Annotated in this window: 17 protein-coding genes; 9 read left to right on the forward strand and 8 right to left on the reverse strand. The window is 73.1% G+C overall.

Annotated elements, in window-relative coordinates; genetic code table 11:
- Window positions 1-49: 49 nt before the first annotated feature.
- From E6P78_RS19755 to E6P78_RS19770, 4 genes are read right to left on the reverse strand one after another with little or no spacing between them, the layout of a single operon-like run.
- Window positions 50-1099, reverse strand: a complete 1050-nt coding sequence (locus E6P78_RS19755) for a nitronate monooxygenase (RefSeq protein ID WP_136204984.1) — start codon at window positions 1097-1099, stop codon at window positions 50-52.
- Between the two features lie 14 nt (window positions 1100-1113).
- Window positions 1114-1887 (reverse strand): CoA-transferase, encoded by a 774-nt coding sequence (locus E6P78_RS19760; protein WP_136204943.1) that lies wholly within the window; start codon window positions 1885-1887, stop codon window positions 1114-1116.
- Complete coding sequence (locus E6P78_RS19765; protein WP_136204985.1) at window positions 1884-2735, reverse strand: CoA-transferase; 852 nt, start codon at window positions 2733-2735, stop codon at window positions 1884-1886. Before E6P78_RS19765 ends, E6P78_RS19760 begins: the two co-directional genes overlap by 4 nt.
- Before the next feature lie 14 nt (window positions 2736-2749).
- Window positions 2750-3505: an enoyl-CoA hydratase family protein gene (locus E6P78_RS19770; RefSeq protein WP_136204944.1), complete on the reverse strand. Its 756-nt coding sequence runs from the start codon at window positions 3503-3505 to the stop codon at window positions 2750-2752.
- A 159-nt stretch (window positions 3506-3664) separates the two neighbouring features.
- On the opposite strand from E6P78_RS19770, the gene E6P78_RS19775 reads away from it, so the two are divergent.
- Window positions 3665-4585, forward strand: a complete 921-nt coding sequence (locus E6P78_RS19775) for an SDR family oxidoreductase (RefSeq protein ID WP_136204945.1) — start codon at window positions 3665-3667, stop codon at window positions 4583-4585.
- A gap of 70 nt (window positions 4586-4655) precedes the next feature.
- On the opposite strand, the gene E6P78_RS19780 is transcribed toward E6P78_RS19775, so the two are convergent.
- Window positions 4656-5153, reverse strand: coding sequence for a nuclear transport factor 2 family protein (locus E6P78_RS19780; RefSeq protein ID WP_136204946.1), 498 nt, complete (start codon window positions 5151-5153; stop codon window positions 4656-4658).
- On the reverse strand, window positions 5150-6025 hold the full coding sequence (locus E6P78_RS19785) for an LLM class F420-dependent oxidoreductase (protein ID WP_136204947.1): 876 nt from the start codon (window positions 6023-6025) through the stop codon (window positions 5150-5152). Before E6P78_RS19785 ends, E6P78_RS19780 begins: the two co-directional genes overlap by 4 nt.
- Before the next feature lie 194 nt (window positions 6026-6219).
- Here E6P78_RS19785 and E6P78_RS19790 point away from each other — a divergent pair, with 194 nt between their 5' ends.
- Window positions 6220-6996: an SDR family oxidoreductase gene (locus E6P78_RS19790; protein WP_136204948.1), complete on the forward strand. Its 777-nt coding sequence runs from the start codon at window positions 6220-6222 to the stop codon at window positions 6994-6996.
- 200 nt (window positions 6997-7196) lie between these two features.
- On the opposite strand, the gene E6P78_RS19800 is transcribed toward E6P78_RS19790, so the two are convergent.
- Complete coding sequence (locus E6P78_RS19800; protein WP_136204949.1) at window positions 7197-8840, reverse strand: class I adenylate-forming enzyme family protein; 1644 nt, start codon at window positions 8838-8840, stop codon at window positions 7197-7199.
- 360 nt (window positions 8841-9200) lie between these two features.
- Here E6P78_RS19800 and E6P78_RS19805 point away from each other — a divergent pair, with 360 nt between their 5' ends.
- Genes E6P78_RS19805 through E6P78_RS19835 form a run of 7 tightly spaced genes read left to right on the forward strand, consistent with a single transcriptional unit; the run spans window position 9201 to window position 17508 of the window.
- A complete protein-coding gene (locus E6P78_RS19805) occupies window positions 9201-10814 on the forward strand; it encodes an ABC transporter substrate-binding protein (RefSeq protein WP_168712653.1) in 1614 nt (537 codons plus the stop codon).
- A 43-nt stretch (window positions 10815-10857) separates the two neighbouring features.
- Window positions 10858-11826, forward strand: coding sequence for an ABC transporter permease (locus E6P78_RS19810; protein WP_136204951.1), 969 nt, complete (start codon window positions 10858-10860; stop codon window positions 11824-11826).
- Window positions 11819-12853, forward strand: coding sequence for an ABC transporter permease (locus E6P78_RS19815; RefSeq protein WP_136204952.1), 1035 nt, complete (start codon window positions 11819-11821; stop codon window positions 12851-12853). The genes E6P78_RS19810 and E6P78_RS19815 overlap by 8 nt, the downstream gene beginning before the upstream one ends.
- The gene (locus E6P78_RS19820) at window positions 12850-13893 is read left to right on the forward strand and encodes an ABC transporter ATP-binding protein (protein ID WP_136204953.1); all 1044 of its coding nucleotides are present in this window, start codon (window positions 12850-12852) and stop codon (window positions 13891-13893) included. The genes E6P78_RS19815 and E6P78_RS19820 overlap by 4 nt, the downstream gene beginning before the upstream one ends.
- The gene (locus E6P78_RS19825; RefSeq protein ID WP_136204954.1) at window positions 13890-14894 is read left to right on the forward strand and encodes an ABC transporter ATP-binding protein; all 1005 of its coding nucleotides are present in this window, start codon (window positions 13890-13892) and stop codon (window positions 14892-14894) included. Before E6P78_RS19820 ends, E6P78_RS19825 begins: the two co-directional genes overlap by 4 nt.
- Window positions 14891-16117: an NADH:flavin oxidoreductase gene (locus tag E6P78_RS19830; RefSeq protein ID WP_136204955.1), complete on the forward strand. Its 1227-nt coding sequence runs from the start codon at window positions 14891-14893 to the stop codon at window positions 16115-16117. The genes E6P78_RS19825 and E6P78_RS19830 overlap by 4 nt, the downstream gene beginning before the upstream one ends.
- The gene (locus tag E6P78_RS19835; RefSeq protein WP_136204956.1) at window positions 16114-17508 is read left to right on the forward strand and encodes an amidase; all 1395 of its coding nucleotides are present in this window, start codon (window positions 16114-16116) and stop codon (window positions 17506-17508) included. Before E6P78_RS19830 ends, E6P78_RS19835 begins: the two co-directional genes overlap by 4 nt.
- A 59-nt stretch (window positions 17509-17567) precedes the next feature.
- Here the strand turns inward: E6P78_RS19835 and E6P78_RS19840 are convergent, their stop codons facing one another.
- A complete protein-coding gene (locus E6P78_RS19840) occupies window positions 17568-18554 on the reverse strand; it encodes an alpha/beta hydrolase (protein WP_136204957.1) in 987 nt (328 codons plus the stop codon).
- Between the last annotated feature and the right edge of the window lie 185 nt (window positions 18555-18739).

The following is an 18739-nucleotide window of genomic DNA, read 5'->3' on the forward strand; positions in this document are numbered from 1 at the left end:
ACCGGACCGGGGGCACGCCGCGCGAGCAGCGCGCCCCCGGCGCCCGGGGTCAGGCGGCCCCCGGCAGCGACTTCAGTGTCGCCCGCGCCTCATCCATGATCCGCTCGACCAGTTCCGCGCAGGACGGCAGGTCCTCGATCAGGCCGGCCACCTGGCCCGAGGCCATCACGCCGATGTCCGTGCGGCCCTCGACCAGTGAGGCCTTGAGCAGCATCGGGGTGTTGGCGGCCAGCAGCACCTGACTCCAGGACAGGTCCTTGCCGTGCTTCATCGCGAGCCCGTCGCGCACGAGCTGCGGCCAGCTCGCACCGGACTCGCGGCGGAACGCCGAGGCGTGCCGCAGCGCCCGCAGCAGTGAGGCGGCGCGGCCGGAGCGCTCCAGCGAGTCGACCATGGCGGTCCGCAGCATGCGGTGCGGCAGGCCGTCCACCTGGGTGGTGACCGTGACGTCCTTGACGGTGGCGGCCAGGTACTTCGCCTTCACCGGGTCCGGGACGGTGCTGTCGGAGGTGAGCAGGAAGCGCGTGCCCATCCCGATCCCGGCCGCCCCGTAGGCGAGGGCCGCGACCAGGCCGCGGCCGTCGTGGAAGCCGCCCGCCGCGATCACCGGGATGCCCACGGCGTCCACGACCTGGGGGAGCAGCACCGTGGTGGCCACCTCGCCCGTGTGGCCGCCGCCCTCGCCGCCCTGGACCATCACCGCGTCCGCACCCCACGCCGCGACCTTCTCCGCGTGCCGGCGGGCGCCGACGGAGGGGATGACGACGACACCGGCGTCCTTGAGGCGGGCGATCAGCTCCTTGGAGGGGGCGAGCGCGAAGGACGCCACCCGCACCCCCTCCTCGATCATGATCCGCACCCGCTCGCCCGCGTCGCCCGCGTCCGCCCGCAGATTGACGCCGAACGGGGCGTTTGTGCGGGACTTGACCTCGCGGATCGCCGCCCGCAACTGCTCGACGGTCATCGTCGCGGAGGCCAGGACGCCGAGCGCCCCCGCCTCGGCGGACGCGGAGACGAGCCGGGGGCCGGCCACCCAGCCCATGCCCGTCTGCACGATCGGGTACCGCACCCCGGTCAGCTCGGTGAGCGCGGTCGGCATCGGCGCGGGCCCGGTCATGCCGGGACCTCCCGCTCGCGCAGCCCCTTCGGGTCGATGACCTCGCGGATGAGGCGCAGTTCGGCCTCGGTGGGCTCCCGGGTGAGCGGCACGTCGTCGGGGACGGACAGGGCGAAGCCGGTGGCCTCGGCGACCTGTTCGACGGCGACCCCGGGGTGCAGGGAGCGGATGCGCATGGTGCGGTCGGGGGTCTCGAAGTCGAAGACGCCCAGGTTGGTGATGACGCCCGGGATGCGGTGGTAGCGGGTCGCGGACGGACCGGCCGCCGCCGCCCGGTCGTAGCCGACGCCGCTCACCATGTCCACGTGCTCCACGAAGACCCGCGCCGAGTGCTTGGGCACCCAGTAACTCGTAGGGTTGTTCAGGGTGTTCACCGGCGCCCCGCGCACCCCGAGCAGCTGGCGCGTGGGCCGGGCCCAGTCGCCGATGCAGGAGATGTTCTGGTTGCCGTGCCGGTCGAGCTGGCTGGCGCCCATCATCACGTGCCGGCGGCCGGTGGCGGTGAGCGTCAGGTGCTGGCGGAACGGCAGCCAGCCCTCGACGTACCCCGGCCGCGCGCCGACCGCCGGCGTGTCGCCCATCAGCAGGGCCTCCCCGTCGGTCAGCAGCAGGGTCGGCGAGAAGGTCAGCTTCGCCAGGCGGGCGCCGATCGCGGGGACGGTGCCCATCGGGCTGGCGAGGACCTCGCCGGCGTCCCGCCACGCCTCGGCGCACGCCACCACGCAGTACTCGGCGCGGCTGGCCGGCGCGGCGGTCTCGGTGCGGCTCATGCTTCCTCCTCCTGGTGGAACGCGGTGACGGCGGCCTGGTAGGCGGCTTCGTCCCCGGACAGGAACCGTGCGACGAACGCGGGCCAGGCCTCGGGGTCCCGTGCCGCCCGCACGTAGGCGCGCTGGAAGGACTCGTCGCGGTCGTGGTCGGGCACGCAGGAGGTGAAGTGCGCGCCGTTCGGCGTCTCGACGACCCCGTCCACGAACAGCCGCTTCACCAGCAGCGTCTGCGGCCCGTGCTCCTTGAGCAGGTCCGCCGTCTCCACGATCCGCTCGCAGGAGACGTACGCCCGGTCCGCGGCCTCGCAGAACAGGTCGTCGAAGTACGGGTCGGGGCCCAGGTACTGGCCGTTGCCCTGCGCGTCGCAGCGGTTGAGGTGGACCAGGGCCGCGTCGAGCCGCAGCGCCGGCGCCGCGACCAGCTTCTCCCCGTCCTCGTACGGCGAGGTGACCGTGCGCAGGGCCGGGTTGACCTCCATCAGGTCCGAGCCGAGACCGGCGCGCACCGGCATGAACGGCAGCCGCTGGGCGCCCGCCGTCAGGCCCCACATCATCATCGCCTCGTCCAGCTCGACCATCTCGAACGCGCCGCGCTGCCGGGCCGCCGTGAAGTGCGGCTCCAGCGGGACCGAGTCGAGCGTGCCGAACGCCGCGACCAGCTTGCGGATCTTCCCGGCCGCCGCGAGCAGGCCGACGTCCGGCCCGCCGTACGAGACCACGGTCAGATCGGTGACGTCCGACCTCAGCAGCGCCCTGACCAGGGCCATCGGTTTGCGGCGTGAGCCCCAGCCGCCGATGCCGACCGTCATGCCGCTCTCCAGCCGGCCGACGACGTCGTCGGCCGTCATCGTCTTGTCCTGTGTCACGCCTGCTGCTCCTTGTCCGTGCCGAAGGTGTCGCGCACCCGGTCGGCCACTCCGCTGAGATTGGCCTCGAAGGTGAAGCCCTGCTCGAAGCGGTAGCTGCGGCGTACGTCGACGGGGTCGATGCCGTTGATGGCGGCCTTGGCCAGCCGGATCAGATATCCGTCCTTGGCGGCGATCTCCCCGGCCAGGGCGAGGGCGGCCGCGGCCAGCCGGTCGCGCGGGACGACGCTCCACACCGATCCGTGCCGGTGCAGCTCGTGGGCCGTCACCGTGCGGGAGGTGTAGTACAGCGTCCGCATCAGGTGCTGCGGGACCAGCCGGGCCAGATGCGTGGCCGCGCCGAGCGCGCCCCGGTCCAGCTCGGGCAGGCCGAAGGTCGCGTCCTCACTGGCCACGATCGCGTCCGCGTTGCCCACCAGGCCGATGCCGCCGCCCAGGCAGAAGCCGTGTACGGCGGCGACCACCGGGACCTCGCAGTCGTAGACCGCCGCGAACGCCTCGTAGCAGCCCCGGTTGGCGCCGATCAGCGCATCGGGCCCGGTCGCGCGCTGCATCTCCTTGATGTCCACGCCCGCGTTGAAGCCGCGGCCTTCGGCGGTGAGGACCACGCACCGGACGTCCGGGTCGGCCCCGGCGGCCCGGACCGCGGCGGCGAGGTCGTACCAGCCCCGCACGGGCAGGGCGTTGACCGGGGGGAAGTCCACGGTGACGAGGGCGATGCCCTCTTCCGGGACGGAGGTGGAGACACCCATGAGCAGATCAGCTACCTTTCCACCTAACGTTTGTTTGGTTCAACGTAGCAGTGATGCGGACGCGGCGGGAGGGCGTCATACCACTCAGTGGTGACGGACACCGCTGAGTGGTGACGGCCCCCGCCCCACGCTGACCCGCCGATGGAAAGGACCCCCGTCATGACCTCATCGACCGCTCTGTGCACCGGACGCGTCGCCGCCGTCACCGGCGCCGGCCGTGGCCTCGGCCGCGCCCACGCCCTGGCCCTCGCCGCCGAGGGGGCGAAGGTCGTCGTCAACGACCTGGGCGTGGGTATCGACGGCTCGGGTACGGCCACCGGCCCCGCCCAGGAGGTCGTGGCACAGATCCGCGCGGCCGGCGGCGAGGCCGTCGCGCACAACGGCGACATCGCGACCGCCGAGGGCGCGGCCTCCCTCGTCGCCACCGCGCTCGACACCTTCGGCCGGCTCGACACGCTCGTCAACAACGCCGGATTCCTCCGCGACCGGATGCTGGCCAACCTGGACGAGGACGACTGGGACGCGGTCATGCGCGTCCACCTCAAGGGCCACTTCCTGCCGCTCAAGCACGCGGCGGCGCACTGGCGCGCCGAGGCGAAGGCCGGGCGCACCCCGTGCGCGCGCGTGATCAACACCAGTTCCGGGGCGGGGCTGCTGGGCAGTGTCGGCCAGGGCAACTACGCGGCCGCCAAGGCCGGGATCGTCGGCCTGACCCTGGTGGCCGCCGCCGAGATGGGCCGGTACGGGGTCCAGGTCAACGCCATCGCCCCCGCCGCCCGCACCCGGATGACCGAGGACACCTTCGCGGACACCATGGCAGCCCCCGCCGAGGGGGAGTTCGACGCGATGGCCCCGGAGAACGTCTCGCCGCTCGTCGTCTGGCTCGGCTCGCCGGCGTGCGAGGGGGTCAGCGGCCGGGTCTTCGAGGCCGAGGGCGGGCGGATCACGGTGATGGAGGGCTGGCGGCCGGGCCCCACCGCGGACAGGGGCGCCCGGTGGAGCCCCGCCGAGGCCGGGGACGCGGCGCTGAAGCTGCTCGCCGAGGCCGAGCGGCCGCAGCCGGTGTACGGGGCGCGCTGACGGCGCACGCGCACGCGCACGCGGCGGGGCCGGGGTTACACGCCGTCACCCGGACCCCGCCGCACACGGGTCAGCCGCCCGCCGGCTCCCCGCGCACGCCCCGGGCCAGCAGCGCGGGGGACTCGGGCCGGCCGTCCAGGATGCGGTTGGTGCGGGTGACCACCTGCCAGCCCCCGCCGCCCGGCACCCGGCTCAGCCGCCAGTGGTTGGCGGTCGCCCGGCGCACGACGTACCGGCCCGCCTCGTGCACCACCATCAGCGAATGGCACACCGCCACCGCCTCGTCGCCCTCGACCGTGATGTGCGGCGGGCCCACGACATGCGCGCACCCCTGCCGTATCCAGCCCCGGTGCGCGGGGGACCGTACCATCTCGCCGATCCGCTCCCGGCCCGCGAGGTAGATCTCGTCGATGTCGTACACCCCGTCGGGTGCCCAGAGCGCGGCCACCCCGTCCGCCTCGCCGCTGTCCACCAGCGGCCCGTACGAGGCCATCGCGCGGGCGACGGCCCGCTCGTCCTCAAGCAGCCCCAACCGCGCCTCCAGGGCGGCGATCCGGTCCTCGCTCACGCCCGCGCCCCCGCTGCCGCCGTGAGGCCCGCGACGGCGGCGAGCGCCTCCAGCTGTTCGACGTAATGGGCCGCCGACCGGGCGCTCAACGACACGCTGACCAGCGTGGCACCGGCATCGGACACCCTCCGCAACGCCTCCGCCGCGCCCCGCTCGTCGCCGGACGGGTCCAGTGGGTGGCCCGCGCTCAGCACCACCTCGAAGCCCTCGGGCAGCGTGGCCGCGCCCACCATCTCGCCCAGCCGGTCCAGCGGCAGGCCGAAAGGCACCCAGCCGTCGCCGTGCGCGAGCGCCCGGCGCAGCGAACGCGGAGTGCGGCCCCCGATCCACAGCGGCACCCGGTCCTGCACCGCGTGCGGCTCCACCACCAGGCCCTCGTAGTCGAAGTGCTCGCCGTGGTAGGCGGGTTCTCGCCGGGACAGCGAGGCACGCAGCGCGGCGAGCGCGTCGTCCGCGACCGCGCCCCGGCCCTCGAAGGCCGCGCCGAGCAGCCGGAACTCCTCCTCCAGACTGCCCACTCCGAGACCCAGGACGAGCCGCCCGCCCGAGACGCGGTCCAGGGTGCCGTAGCGCTTCGCGATCTCCAGCGGATGGTGGTAGCCGAGCACCAGGACCTGGGTGGCGAACCTGATCCGGCTGGTCCGGGCGGCCAGATGACCGAAGGTGGACAGCGGGTCCCAGTAGGTGCCGCCGCGCTGCTCCGCGACGCCCACGGGCACCGCGACGTGCTCGGAGCAGGTGAGGTGGTCGAAACCGAGCCGGTCGGCGGCCTCGGCGACCGCCCCCAGCTCCTCGATGCCGGCGGTGCGCTCCCAGGGGGAGTGGACGCCGGGGACGGCCGTGACGACGGGACTGTTGATGCCGAGCCGCATGGGGAAACCTCTCTCGGGCAGGACGGTACGGGCAGCGAGACGCCATCCAAGCCGCCCCGCCGCGCCCGCGACGGCCCGGTCCCGGTGGGCGGGAAGCCCCGCACCGGGCCCGTCCGGTCAGCGGGACGACGCGCCACCGCCCGGGCCCGGAACTCTTACGGTGCAGGCGTCATCCACCGAGCCGAGGAGTACTCATGCCACGCAACGTCGTCGTCACCGGATCGGGTTCCGGGATCGGTGCCGCCCTCACCGCACTGCTCCGCGCCCAGGGGGACCGCGTGATCGGGGTGGACCTGCGGGGCGGCGACGTGGACGCCGACCTGTCCACGCCGCAGGGGCGCACCGCTGCCGCCGCGGCGGCCGCCGAAGCCGCAGGCTCCGTGGTCGACGCGGTCGTCACCTGCGCCGGCACCGCCGTACCGGGGCGCGGCATGGTGACCGTCAACTACTTCGGCACCACGGAGTTCCTGACGGCCCTGCGTCCGGCGCTCGCCGCGGCCGAGCGGCCGAGGGTCGTGGCCATCGGCTCCATCTCCGGTACCCAGACCGCCGACCCGGACGTCGTCGCCGCCTGCCTGGCCGGTGACGAGACAACGGCCCTGGCACACGCCGACCGCGCGGTGGCCGAGGGCCGCGCGCAGCAGCTGTACCCCTCGTCCAAGGCGGCCCTCGCCCAGTGGGCGCGGCGCACCGCGGTCGCCGAGGGCTGGGCGGACGCCGGAATCCCGGTGAACGTGGTGGCGCCCGGCGTCGTCCTCACCCCGATGAGCGCGGGCCTCTTCGACGACCCCGAGATGCGCAAGGTCATGGACGCGGCGGTCCCCATGCCCCTGGGCGGCTATCTGGAGCCCGAGGACGTCGCCCGCGCGGTGCTGTTCCTCGCCTCCGAGGCCAACAGCCACATCACCGGGCAGGTGGTGTACATCGACGGGGGCGCCGAAGCGACCCTGCGCGGACCCGGCGTGTTCTGAGCCCACCGCGCGGGAGAGCCACGCGAGCCGGAACACGGTGCCGGAAGCACGCGAGCCGGAACCACGAGTGCCGGAACTGCGAGTGCCGGAACTGCGAGTGCTGGAACTGCGAGTGCTGGAACTGCGAGTGCTGGAACTGCGAGTGCCCCGGCCGCCGGAGTCCCCTCCGAGCGGCCGGGGCACCCGTGTGCCGGGGACGGTCAGACCCGCACCTTGCGCCGGATCACCTTGCCCGTCGCGTTGCGCGGCAGCTCCTCGGCGGTCAGCCGCCACTGCGTGGGCACCTTGAAGTAGGAGAGCTGGCCCGCCGCGTACTCCCGCAGCGCCTCCTCGGTGACCGTCGCACCCGCCGCCAGGACCACCACCGCCGCGACCTCCTGGCCGAGGTCGGGGTGCGGCGTCCCAAGCACCAGGCACTCGCGCACGTCCGGGTGCTCCACGAGCACCGTCTCGATCTCGGCGGGATAGATGTTCTCGCCGCCCCGGATGATCAGGTCCGACCGGCGGCTGCCGAGATGGAGCCGGCCCTCGCGCAGCTGCCCCAGGTCACCCGTGCGCAGCCAGCGGTCCGGGCCGATGGCCCCCGCGGTCGCCTCCGGGTCCCGCCAGTAACCCAGCATGTTGTACTGGCTGCGCACCCAGACCTCGCCCTCCTCGCCCTCGCCGAGTACCTGGCCGAGCGGGTCGCGGATCTCCAGCGCGACCCCGGTGACGGGCCGGCCAAGGGTGCCGGGCGCGGCGGCCAGCTCCTGCGGGCTCGCGGCGGCGACCGCGGTGCACGTCTCGGTCAGCCCGTAGCTGTCCACCAGCGAGTCCTTCGCGAACGGCAGGCTCTTGCGCAGCCGCTCCTTGAACGCGGTCGACGAAGGCGCGGAGGCCAGGGCGAACGCCGTCAGCGAGGAGGTGTCGTACCGGTGCGCCCCGCCGTGTTCCAGCATCCGGTGGGCCATGGTGGGCACCGCGCCCCAGTTGGTGACGCGCTCCCGCTCGACCGTGCCCAGCACGGCGTCCACGTCGAACGCCCCCTGGTACAGCGCGATGCGGCTGCCCGTGGCCAGGCGCGGCACGGCCAGGTTGTGCAGGCTCGCGATGTGGAACAGCGGCAACGTCAGCAGGTAGACCCGGTCCTGCGGGGGCGTCGGATCGCCCAGGGCCTGTCCCATCGCCTCGTTCAGGCGGTGGTACTCGACCACGGCCAGCAGGTTGCGATGGGTGTGCACGGCCCCCTTGGGACGGCCGGAGGTGCCCGAGGTGTAGAGGATGACCGCCGGATCGTCCTCGGCGACATCGGCGGAGGGCAGCGGCGCGTCCGGGTGGGCCCCGGTGAAGCGGGCGATGTCCTCCTCCATGGAGAGCACCGGCACCGCGCAGCCGGTCAGCTTCGCCGCCCGCCGGGCATCGGCCACCACGAGCGAGGGCTCCGCGTTGTCGAGGCCGTGCGCCAACTCACGCTCCGACCACCAGGCGTTGAACCCGACGGCGACCGCGCCGATGGACACGGTGGCCCAGAACGTGATGATCCACTCCGGTGAGTTGGCCGCGGCGATGGCCACCCGGTCGCCCCTCGCGACGCCGTACTCCTCGCGCAGCACCCGGGCCAGGGAAGCGACCCGCTCCGCGTGCGCGGCGAAGGTGATCCGCCGGTCGGCCGTGACGATGAACTCACGGTCGGCGTGGGCCACGGAGGCGTGCAGCACCTCGTGCAGGGCCCGATGGCGGTGCGTGAACACCGGCAGCCGGGTGCCCAGCACCTCGTCGTCGGCAAGCTCGAACCGGCCGCCCGGGCCGGTGAGCGCGGCCACCTGGGCGAGGGCGGCGGCGCGGTGATCCGTTTCGCTGGACATCGGGGACTCCTGGGCGTCGTGAACTCCACTGGGATCGCGGACGACGCCAGTCTCGGCAGTCGGGGCCCCTCGTTCCCCGCCTGATTCCGGTCACTGGGACACCGTGCCACGGGGCGGCGAGGAGCGGAAGCACGCCCGCGGCCCCCGTGCTCACGCCCCCGGCCCGGGTTCCCGCTGAGTGGGATGCGTCACGTCGGCCGGATTTCGTCGGCCATAGCGTCCCCCCACGATCCGCCCCCGGGCAACCCGCCCTCCGGCGCATCCGCACCCGCTCTTCCCGCCCGCCCCCGGGCACCGCTCTTCCCGCCCCCCGGGCACCTGTTCTTCCCGACTTCGGGCTCCGGACAACTGGAGGAAGCAATGAAGCGAGCACCACGGGCCAGAGCCCGCCTCGCCGCCGTCCTGGCCGCCGCGGCTCTGATCACCTCCGCCTGCGCCTCACCCGACGACGGGGCCGGCGGCAAGGAGCAGAAGACCGAACGCGGCCGGTACACCTTCGGCAGCATCGGTGAACAGCCGAAGGGCGGCACTCCGGTCCGCGGCGGCACCCTGCGCTTCGCGGACTACGGCGAGGCCCGCAGCCTCAGCCCCGCCGTCACCTACGCCACCGGTGCGTCCGGCGGTTCCGCCCTGGCCGCCGTCTACGACGTACTGATGCGCTATGACACCGCCGCGAAGAAGTACGAACCGTGGCTGGCGAAGTCGCTGGAGAGCAGCGCCGACCTGAAGACCTGGACCCTGAAGCTGCGCGACGGCGTCACCTTCTCCGACGGCACCCCGCTCAACGCCGAGGCCGTCGTCGGCAGCATCGCCTGGTACCAGAGGAACAAGGGCGCCGACACCGCGCTGCTGGCGCCGAACGTCGCGAAGACCGAGGCCACCGACGACCGCACCGTCGTCTTCACCCTCCGCAGCGCGTGGGCCACCTTCCCCGCGATGCTCGCCCAGGCACCCGGCATGATCGTCGCGCCGGCCGCGTACGCCACGAAGACCTTCCGCCCGATCGGCGCCGGACCCTTCACGCTCGGTTCGTACGCCCCGCAGGAGGAGATGGTCCTCAAGGCGAACAAGAAGTACTGGAAGGGCGCCCCCTACCTCGACGCGCTGCGCTTCACCTGGCCGCAGGCCGACCGCTCCAAGCTGGAGGCGCTGAACGACGGCACCGCCGACGTGACGTACATGCGCAGCCCCGACGTCGTCGACGACGCGGTGAAGGAGGGCCACCCGGGGGAGCTGACCCTCACCGGCCTCGGCAACATGATCACCATCAACGCCCGCACCGGCCGTCCGGGCAGCGACCTGCGCGTGCGCAAGGCGATGGCGCTGGCTCTCGACCCGAAGCTCGACACCGCACGCGCCTACGACGGCAAGGGCCTGCCGGGCCAGGAGGTCTTCCCGCCCGAATCGCGCCTGCACTCCTCGGTCAAACCCCTCGGCGTCGACCTCGAACAGGCCGAAAAGCTCCTTGCCGAGGCCAAGAAGGACGGCTACGACGGCAAGCTCACCTACATGGACGGCACCGACCCCGTCTCCCGCGCGAAGGCCGTCGTCACCAAGGCGATGCTGGAACGCGTCGGCTTCAAGGTGAAACTCGACATGGTCCCCTCCATCGCGGACCGGGTGGCGAAGACCTATGTGGAACACGACTTCGACATCAGCCGAGGCGCGGCGAGCGTCTCCGAGAGCGACCCGTACCACCGCCTCCAGAGCGTCCTGAACTCCGAGAGCTACGGCAACCCCGGCGGTTACGCCAACAAGAAGATGGACGCCCTGCTCGTCGAGTTGCAGGCCGCCGACAGCGACGCGGAGACCCAGCGGATTCTCGACGACGTCCAGACCCTCTTCAACGAGGACGTCCCCCTCGTCAACCTCGGGGCCAGCGCCGGCTTCACCGCCTGGGGCGAGAACGTGCACGGCATCGTGCCGACCGACGAGTACATGGCCCTCTTCGGCGAGGCATGGATCAGCAAGTGACCCCGTCGACCGGCCTGCCGCCCCCGGCAGATCTGGAGGAACCATGAGTCCCGCCGCACTGCGCCGCCTGGCCCTACGGGCCGTGGAACTGGTGGGCGTGCTCCTCATCGCGAGCATCGGGGTGTTCTCCCTGGTGGTCCTGCTGCCCTCGGACCCGGCCGTCGACATCCTCGGGGCGGGACGCTCGCCCGCCGAGTACGCCGAGGTCCGCCACGACCTCGGCCTCGACCAGCCGCTCGTCACCCGCTACTTCGACTGGCTGGGCAACGCCCTCACCGGCGACCTCGGCCACTCCGTCGTACCCCCGCAGAGCGACGTCACCGACCGGGTGCTGTCCGCGCTGCCGGTCAGCTTCGAGATCGCGGTGCTCGGGCTGCTGATCGCCCTGGTCATCGCGGTGCCGCTGGCCATGTGGTCGGCGTACCGGGAGGGTTCGGCGGCCGACCGGATCATCGGCGCCGGCACCTTCGGCGTGCTGTCCGTGCCCAGCTTCCTGGCCGGCCTGCTGCTGGTGCTCGTCCTGGTCGACTCGGCGGGCTGGTTCCCGCGCGCCGAATGGGTGCGCATCGGCGACGGGAACCTGGCGGGCAACCTGCACCACGCCTTCCTGCCGGCCCTGACCGTGGGGCTCGCCGAACTCGCCATGTTCACCCGGGTCCTGCGCGGCGACCTCATCGTCACCCTTCGCGAGGACTACATCCTCGCCGCCCGCGCCAAGGGCATGAACCCGCTGCGCATCCTGTTCTCCGACGCCCTGCGCCCCTCCTCGTTCTCCCTGGTCACCCTGCTCGGGCTCAGCCTGGGCCGGCTCATCGGGAGCACCGTCGTCGTGGAGTACCTGTTCTCCCTGCCCGGCATGGGGACGCTCATCGTCAACGCGGCGGGCCAGGGCGACTATCCGATGGTCCAGGGCGCGGTGCTCACCATCGCCGTGATCTACGTGGTGATCAACGCCGGCATCGACCTCTCCTACGGCTACCTAGACCCGAGGACGCGACGTGTCCATGTCTGAGATCGTTCCGCGCGCGCGGACCGCCTCCCCGCTGCCGCTGCTCACCGCCCTCGCCCTCACCGCCGCCGGACTCGTCCTGCTGGTGTACGGGGCACGCACGGGCCGGCTCGTCCCGCTCGCCAGGACCGCCTTCGCCCTGGCCGGCCTCGGCCTGACGCTCGCCGGCGCCTCCCGGCTCGGCAAGCGGTGGGCGGGGCCCGGCTTCGACGTGGTGTTCTGGTTCGGCGCGGGCTGGCTGGTGCTGCTAGGCCTCGCGATGCTCGCCGCGCCCTGGCTGCCGCTCGCCGAGGACCGGGACGTCGCGACGACGGTCGCCGAACCCGTCTTCAGCGGACCGTTGTTCACCGGCAGCCACCCGCTGGGCACCAACGCCTTCGGGCTCGACCTGCTGGCCAGATCCCTGTACGGCGCCCGCTCCTCGCTGCTCATCTCCCTGTCGGCGGTCGCCATCGGTACGGTCGTCGGCGGCGCGATCGGCATGATCGCCGGCTACTTCGGGAAGACCGCCGACCGGGCGGTGGGCATCGCCACCAACTCCCTGCTCGCCGTGCCCCCGCTGATCCTGCTCATCGCCCTGGCGACCGTGCTCCAGCCGCACCTGCGCAACATCGCCCTCTCGCTGGCCCTGCTCACCGTCCCCGGCATGGTCCGGCTCGCCCGCGCCACGACCATGGCGTACGCCAACCGCGAATTCGTCGTCGCCGCCCGCGCCATGGGAGCCACCCGCTCCCGCATCCTCCTGCGCGAACTGCTGCCCAACGTCCTGCTGCCCCTGCTGTCGCTGGCCGTCGTGATGATCTCGGTCCTCATCGTCGCGGAGGCGTCCCTCAGCTTCCTCGGACTCGGCATCCAGCCACCGGAACCCACCTGGGGAAACATGATCGCCGAGGGGGAGGGCCGGGTGTTCGAGCAGCACCCGCACATCGTGCTCGTACCCGGCGCGTTCCTCTTCCTCACCGTCTTCGCCTTCAACATCGTCGGCGAGAAGGCTCGCGGGCGCTGGGACTCCCGGAGCGTGAAACTGTGACCACCAAGCCGCTGTCCGAAACGCCCACGGCCACCACGGACGCCCAAGCACCCGCCCTGCTGACCGCCACCGACGTACGGACCGTCTTCCACACCCCCCGGGGCCCCGTGCAGGCCGTCGACGGCGTCGGCCTGGCCCTGCGCGAGGGCGAAACGCTCGGCATCGTCGGGGAGTCCGGCTCGGGCAAGTCCGTGCTCGGCCGCACCCTCATGGGCCTGATCACCGACGGCCCCGCCACCACCGTCTCCGGCACCGTCCTGCTCGGCGGACAGGACGTGCACGCCCTCGGTCCGGCGGGGCGCAGGGCCCTGTGGGGGACCGAGGTCGCCATGGTCTTCCAGGACCCGATGACCTCGCTCAACCCCGTCAAGAAGGTCGGCACGCACCTGTCCGAGAGCGTCCGCCTGCACCAGGGGCTGAAGCGTACGGCGGCCCGGGAACGCGCAGTCGACCTGCTCCGGCAGGTCGGCATCCCCGAACCGGCCCGCCGCGCCCGCCAGTACCCGCACGAGCTCTCCGGCGGGATGCGGCAGCGCGTCGTCATCGCCATGGCTCTGGCCTGCGGGCCGCGCCTGCTCATCGCCGACGAACCCACCACCGCGCTCGACGTCACCGTGCAGAAACAGATCCTCGACCTGCTCCAGTCGCTGACCCGGGACCTGGGCATGGCGATGATCCTGATCAGCCACGACCTCGCCACGGTCGCCGGCCGCACCGACCGGGTCGCGGTGATGTACGCCGGCCGCCTCGTCGAATACGCCCCCACCGCCTCCGTGTTCGACCGCCCCCGGCACCCGTACAGCAGCGCCCTCATCGCCTCCGTCCCGCGCATCGACCAGCCCCCGCACACCCTGCTGCCCACCATCGAGGGCCGCCCGCCCCATCTGCTGAACCCGCCCCCCGGCTGCCGGTTCGCCCCCCGCTGCGGCCTCGCGACCGACCGCTGCGCCACCGAGTCCCCCCGGCTCACCGGGCACGACGACTCCGGCGCCGTCGCCTGCCACCACCCCCTGGCAGCCACCGAGGAGGCCGCCGTATGACGAGCATCCGCCCCACCCCCGCACTGAGCGCCGAAGACCTCGTCGTGGAGTACCCCGCCGGCCGCGGACAGAAGGTGCACGCCGTCTCCGGGGTCGGCCTGGAGGTCGCCGCGGGCGAAACCCTCGGCATCCTCGGCGAGTCCGGCTGCGGCAAGTCCACCGTCGGCCGCGCCCTCATCCAGCTGCCGCCCCCGGACTCCGGCACCGTACGCCTCGGCGACGTGACCCTGACCGGGCTCGCCCCGGGGGAGCTGCGCCGGGCCCGCGCCCGCATGCAGATCATCATGCAGGACCCGGTCTCCGCCCTGAACCCGCGCCGCCGCGTCAAGGACCTGGTGTGGGAGGGGCCCTCGATCTGGGGGAGCGGCGAGGACACCCGCGACAAGGAGGAGCGGATCGACGCGGCCCTGCGCGACGTCGGCCTCGACCCGGCGACCGTACGCGAGCGCAGACCGCACGAACTCTCCGGCGGCCAGTGCCAGCGGGTCTGCATCGCCCGTGCCCTGCTCCTCGACCCCGAGGTGCTGATCTGCGACGAACCCGTCTCCAGCCTCGACGTGTCCGTCCAGGCGCAGATCCTCAACCTGCTGGAGACGACGGTCAGCCGGCGCGGGCTGAGCATGGTGTTCATCGCCCACGACGTCTCCGTGGTGAAGAACATCAGCGACCGCGTCATGGTGATGTACCTCGGCAAGGTCTGCGAGGTCCTGCCCTCCGACGGCATGCACCACGAGGCCGTCCACCCCTACACCCGGCTGCTGCTCGCCTCCCTCCCCGCGGTCCAGCGCGGCCCGGGACCGCTCGGTGAACCGGAGCCCTCGCCCGCCGCAGCCGCCGCCGAACTCCCGTCCCCGCTGAACCCGCCCTCCGGCTGCCGCTTCCGCACCCGCTGCCCGCTCGCCACCGACCGGTGCGCCCAACAGGAGCCACCGCTCAGGGAGATCCGCCCCGGCCACCGGATCGCCTGCCACCACGCCCCACCCGAGAGGAACCCCGCATGACCACCACCGAGACACCCGACGTCCTGGCCCCCGCCCAGCTCGGCCCGCTCAAACTCCGCAACCGGGTCATCAAGGCCGCGACCTACGAAGGGCTCAGCCACAAGTCCCTGGTGACCAAGGACCTCGTCGACTTCCATGTCGCCTACGCCAAGGGCGGCGTCGGCATGACGACCGTCGCCTACTGCGCCGTCGCCAAGGAAGGGCGCACCGACCGCCACCAGATCCACTGGACCGACGAGGCGATGCCCGGCCTGCGCGCGCTCACCGACGCCGTCCACGCCGAGGGCGCCGCGGTCAGCGCGCAGATCGGCCACGGCGGCCCCGTCGCCAACCCCAAGGGCAACGGCGCCCCCGCGCTCTCCCCGTCCCGGCACTTCCACGCCACCACCATCAGCTGGGCCCGGGAGGCGACCCTCGACGACATCCGGCGCGTCACCGAGGCCCACGCCGAGGCCGCCCGCCGCGCCGTCGAGGCGGGCTTCGACGCCGTCGAGGTCCACCTCGGCCACAACTACCTGGCCAGCTCCTTCCTCAGCCCCAAGGTCAACCACCGCACCGACGCCTACGGCGGCAGCCTCAAGAACCGGGCCAGGTTCGCCCGGGAGATCATGCGGGCCGTCCACGACGCGGTCGGCGGCCGGATCGCCGTCATCGCCAAGATGAACATGGACGACGGAGTGCCCGGCGGCTTCTGGCTGGACGAGGCCATCCCCGTCACGCAGTGGCTCGAACAGGACGGCACGGTCGACGCCCTGGAGATGACCGCGGGCAGCTCCCTGCTCAACCCGATGTACCTCTTCAAGGGCGACGCCCCGCTGGACGACTTCTCCGCGATCATGCCGCAGCCGATCAAGCTCGGCGTCAAGCTCGTCGGCAAGCGGTTCCTGCGCAGCTACCCCTACCGCGACGGCTACCTCCTGGAGGACGCCCGCCAGATCCGGGCCGCCGTGAAGCTCCCGATGATCCTGCTCGGCGGCATCACCACCAAGCCCGTCATGGACCTGGCGATGCGCGAGGGCTTCGAGTTCGTCGCCATGGCCCGGGCGCTGCTGCGCGAGCCCGACCTGATCAACCGCCTGCACGAGGACGCCGCCACGCCCTCCCTGTGCATCCACTGCAACAAGTGCATGCCGACCAACTTCACCGGCACCCGCTGCGTCCTCGTCGACCGGAACACCACCCGCCGCGAGACCTGGGGCAAGCCCGCCGGGTACGTGTCATGAGCCCCCGGGACGCCGTCGCCACGGCCGGGGCGGTCCGCAGCGGCGCCACCGACGCAGCCACCGTCACCGAAGAGGCCATCGCCCGCATCGAGAAGGACAACCCCCGCCTGGGCGCGGTGATCCACACCCGGTTCGACGCCGCACGCGCCGAGGTGGCGGCCGGACTCCCCGACGGCCCGCTGCACGGCGTCCCGGTCCTGGTCAAGGACCTCGGCACCGACGTCGCCGGCCTGCCCGCGACCGGCGGCAGCCGCCTCTTCGCCACCGCCACCGCCCGGCGCGACAGCGAACTCGTCGCCCGCTACCGGCGCGCCGGAGCCGTCGTCCTCGGCACCACCAACACCCCCGAATTCGGGCTCAACGCCTCCACCGAACCCGCGCTCTTCGGCCCCACCCGCAACCCCTGGGACACCGAGCGCTCCCCGGGCGGCTCCAGCGGCGGTTCGGCGGCGGCCGTCGCCGCCGGCCTGGTCCCCGTCGCGCACGCCAGCGACGGCGGCGGCTCGATCCGCATCCCGGCCGCCGCCTGCGGCCTCTTCGGCCTCAAGCCCAGCCGGGGACGCGTCTCGCCCGCACCCCGCCCCACCACCCTCTCCGGCCTCGTCTCCGTCCACCACGCGCTCACCACGACCGTCCGGGACAGCGCCCTGCTCCTCGACGTCGCCGCCGGCCCCCTGCCCGGCGACGCCTACGCCGCCCCGGCCCCCGCAGCCCCTTTCTCCGAACTCGCCCGCCGCGACCCGGGCCAGCTGCGGATCGGCCTGCTCACCGCCCTCCCCGAAGGACCCGAGGTCCACCCGGAGTGCGCGCAGGCGGCCCGCGCCGCCGCCCTCCTGTGCCAACACCTCGGCCACGACGTCACCGAGACCACCGCCCGCTACCGCCCCGGCGATGTGGCCGCCACCTCCGCCGTCCTGATGGGCGCGGACCTGGTCGCCCAGATCGAGAGCCGCCTCACCGCCCTCGGCAGACCGCTCGCCGACGACGACATCGAACCCTTCACCCGCGTCGTGTACGACACCTACCGGGCCCTGGCGGCGGCCGACGTCAGCCGCGCGCTGCGCCGCGCCCAGGAGATCGGCTGGGAGACCGGGGCCGCCTTCGACCGCTTCGACGTCCTGCTCAGCCCGACCCTCGCCCGGCCCACCCCGCTGCTCGGCACCCTGGACACCGCGGTCCCGGAGACGATCTACCGCCACGCCTCCGTCAGTTCCGCCTTCACCAGCGTCTACAACGTGACCGGCATGCCGGCCATGTCCGTCCCCTTCGGCCGGGACAGCCGGGGCCTGCCCCTCGGCGTCCAGTTCGGCGCCCCGCTCGGCGCCGAGGGCACGCTGCTCGCCCTGGCGGCCCAGCTGGAGGCGGAGGCGCCCTGGGGCACGGCGCCCTGAGGCGGACGGGCCGCAGGATCGATCCCCGGCCGGCGGTGAGCGCCTCACACCCGACGGCCTCACCCGGGAAGGGCCGCGAGCCATTCGGTCAACAGGCCGTTGACCTCATCGGGGCGTTCCTGCTGGATCCAGTGACCGCAGCCTTCGAGCAGGTGCGAGCCGGACAGGGCGGGGAGGGTGGAGGGGTACGCGTCGATGGCGTCCGCCATCCACGTGGTGGAGGCGTCCAGGGTGCCGCCGATGAACAACGACGGCTGCTCGACCGGGGCTCCGCGGTGGGGTGCGAGGTCCTCCCAGTCACGGTCCATGTTCCGGTAGCGGTTGAGCGCCCCCGTCAGACCGGTGCGCTCGAACTCCCCGGCGTACACGTCGAGATCGTCCTCGCTCAGCCACGCGGGCAGCCTGCCGGCCGGAAAGCGGTCACGCAGCCGGCCGCCGCGCGCGACGAAGTGCGGGTCCGGGGCGCCCGGGGCCGGCATGGTGTCGGCGGACAACGCCGCGTAGAAACCGGCGAGCCAGCCGCGCACACCGGGCTCGATCTCCGCCTCGGCACGGCCGGGTTCCTGGAAGTAGGAGACGTAGAACTCCTCTTCGGGGCCGCCGATCCGGCCGAACACGTCGGTCGGGCGGGGACCGCCCGGCGGTGCGTACGGAACGCTCAGCAGACCGACCGCACGGAACACCTCGGGGTGGAGCAGGGCGGAAGCGGCGGCGATGTTGGAACCCCAGTCGTGGCCGACGACCACCGCCTTCTCCTCGCCGAGGGCGCGCACCACACAGACGTTGTCCTCCACCAGATCGAGCATCCGGTAGGCGTCGGCAGCTGCGGGCCGGGAGGAGCGGCCGTAGCCCCGTACGTCGATCGCCACCGCGCGGTAGCCGGCGGCGGCGAGGGCCGGGAGCTGGTGGCGCCAGGAGTACCAGGACTCGGGAAAGCCGTGCACGAGCAGGACCAGGGGGCCGGTGCCATGCTCCACCAGATGCAGGCGCCCGGCCGGGCTGTCGACGGTGCGGTGGCGGAAGCCGGCGGTCGGTTCGGGCTGCAAGGGTCTCTCCTCGGGGCATGGGCGGGCGGTCGCGCTTACGTGTCGATCATGCGACGGGCGGTCCATCGGCGCGATCGGCGTTGCCGTTCCGGCAAACTCGGGGCCGCCGGGCGGCGCCGTCCTCCACCCGCGCAAAGGCTTTCCCCCTGCCCCGCAGGGGAGTTGCTCCCCCTGAGGCTGGTGCG

It is taken from the genome of Streptomyces sp. A0958 (assembly GCF_004795035.1).
Lineage (GTDB): Bacteria > Actinomycetota > Actinomycetes > Streptomycetales > Streptomycetaceae > Streptomyces.

What these genes read in the sequence shown, in the direction of transcription:
- E6P78_RS19755 (WP_136204984.1), bottom strand. Translation starts at nt 1,099, where the DNA reads ATGCCGACCGCGCTCACCGAGCTGACCGGGGTGCGGTACCCGATCGTG.
- E6P78_RS19760 (WP_136204943.1), bottom strand. Translation starts at nt 1,887, where the DNA reads ATGAGCCGCACCGAGACCGCCGCGCCGGCCAGCCGCGCCGAGTACTGC.
- E6P78_RS19765 (WP_136204985.1), bottom strand. Translation starts at nt 2,735, where the DNA reads ATGACGGCCGACGACGTCGTCGGCCGGCTGGAGAGCGGCATGACGGTC.
- E6P78_RS19770 (WP_136204944.1), bottom strand. Translation starts at nt 3,505, where the DNA reads ATGGGTGTCTCCACCTCCGTCCCGGAAGAGGGCATCGCCCTCGTCACC.
- E6P78_RS19775 (WP_136204945.1), top strand. Translation starts at nt 3,665, where the DNA reads ATGACCTCATCGACCGCTCTGTGCACCGGACGCGTCGCCGCCGTCACC.
- E6P78_RS19785 (WP_136204947.1), bottom strand. Translation starts at nt 6,025, where the DNA reads ATGCGGCTCGGCATCAACAGTCCCGTCGTCACGGCCGTCCCCGGCGTC.
- E6P78_RS19790 (WP_136204948.1), top strand. Translation starts at nt 6,220, where the DNA reads ATGCCACGCAACGTCGTCGTCACCGGATCGGGTTCCGGGATCGGTGCC.
- E6P78_RS19800 (WP_136204949.1), bottom strand. Translation starts at nt 8,840, where the DNA reads ATGTCCAGCGAAACGGATCACCGCGCCGCCGCCCTCGCCCAGGTGGCC.
- E6P78_RS19805 (WP_168712653.1), top strand. Translation starts at nt 9,201, where the DNA reads ATGAAGCGAGCACCACGGGCCAGAGCCCGCCTCGCCGCCGTCCTGGCC.
- E6P78_RS19810 (WP_136204951.1), top strand. Translation starts at nt 10,858, where the DNA reads ATGAGTCCCGCCGCACTGCGCCGCCTGGCCCTACGGGCCGTGGAACTG.
- E6P78_RS19815 (WP_136204952.1), top strand. Translation starts at nt 11,819, where the DNA reads ATGTCTGAGATCGTTCCGCGCGCGCGGACCGCCTCCCCGCTGCCGCTG.
- E6P78_RS19825 (WP_136204954.1), top strand. Translation starts at nt 13,890, where the DNA reads ATGACGAGCATCCGCCCCACCCCCGCACTGAGCGCCGAAGACCTCGTC.
- E6P78_RS19830 (WP_136204955.1), top strand. Translation starts at nt 14,891, where the DNA reads ATGACCACCACCGAGACACCCGACGTCCTGGCCCCCGCCCAGCTCGGC.
- E6P78_RS19835 (WP_136204956.1), top strand. Translation starts at nt 16,114, where the DNA reads ATGAGCCCCCGGGACGCCGTCGCCACGGCCGGGGCGGTCCGCAGCGGC.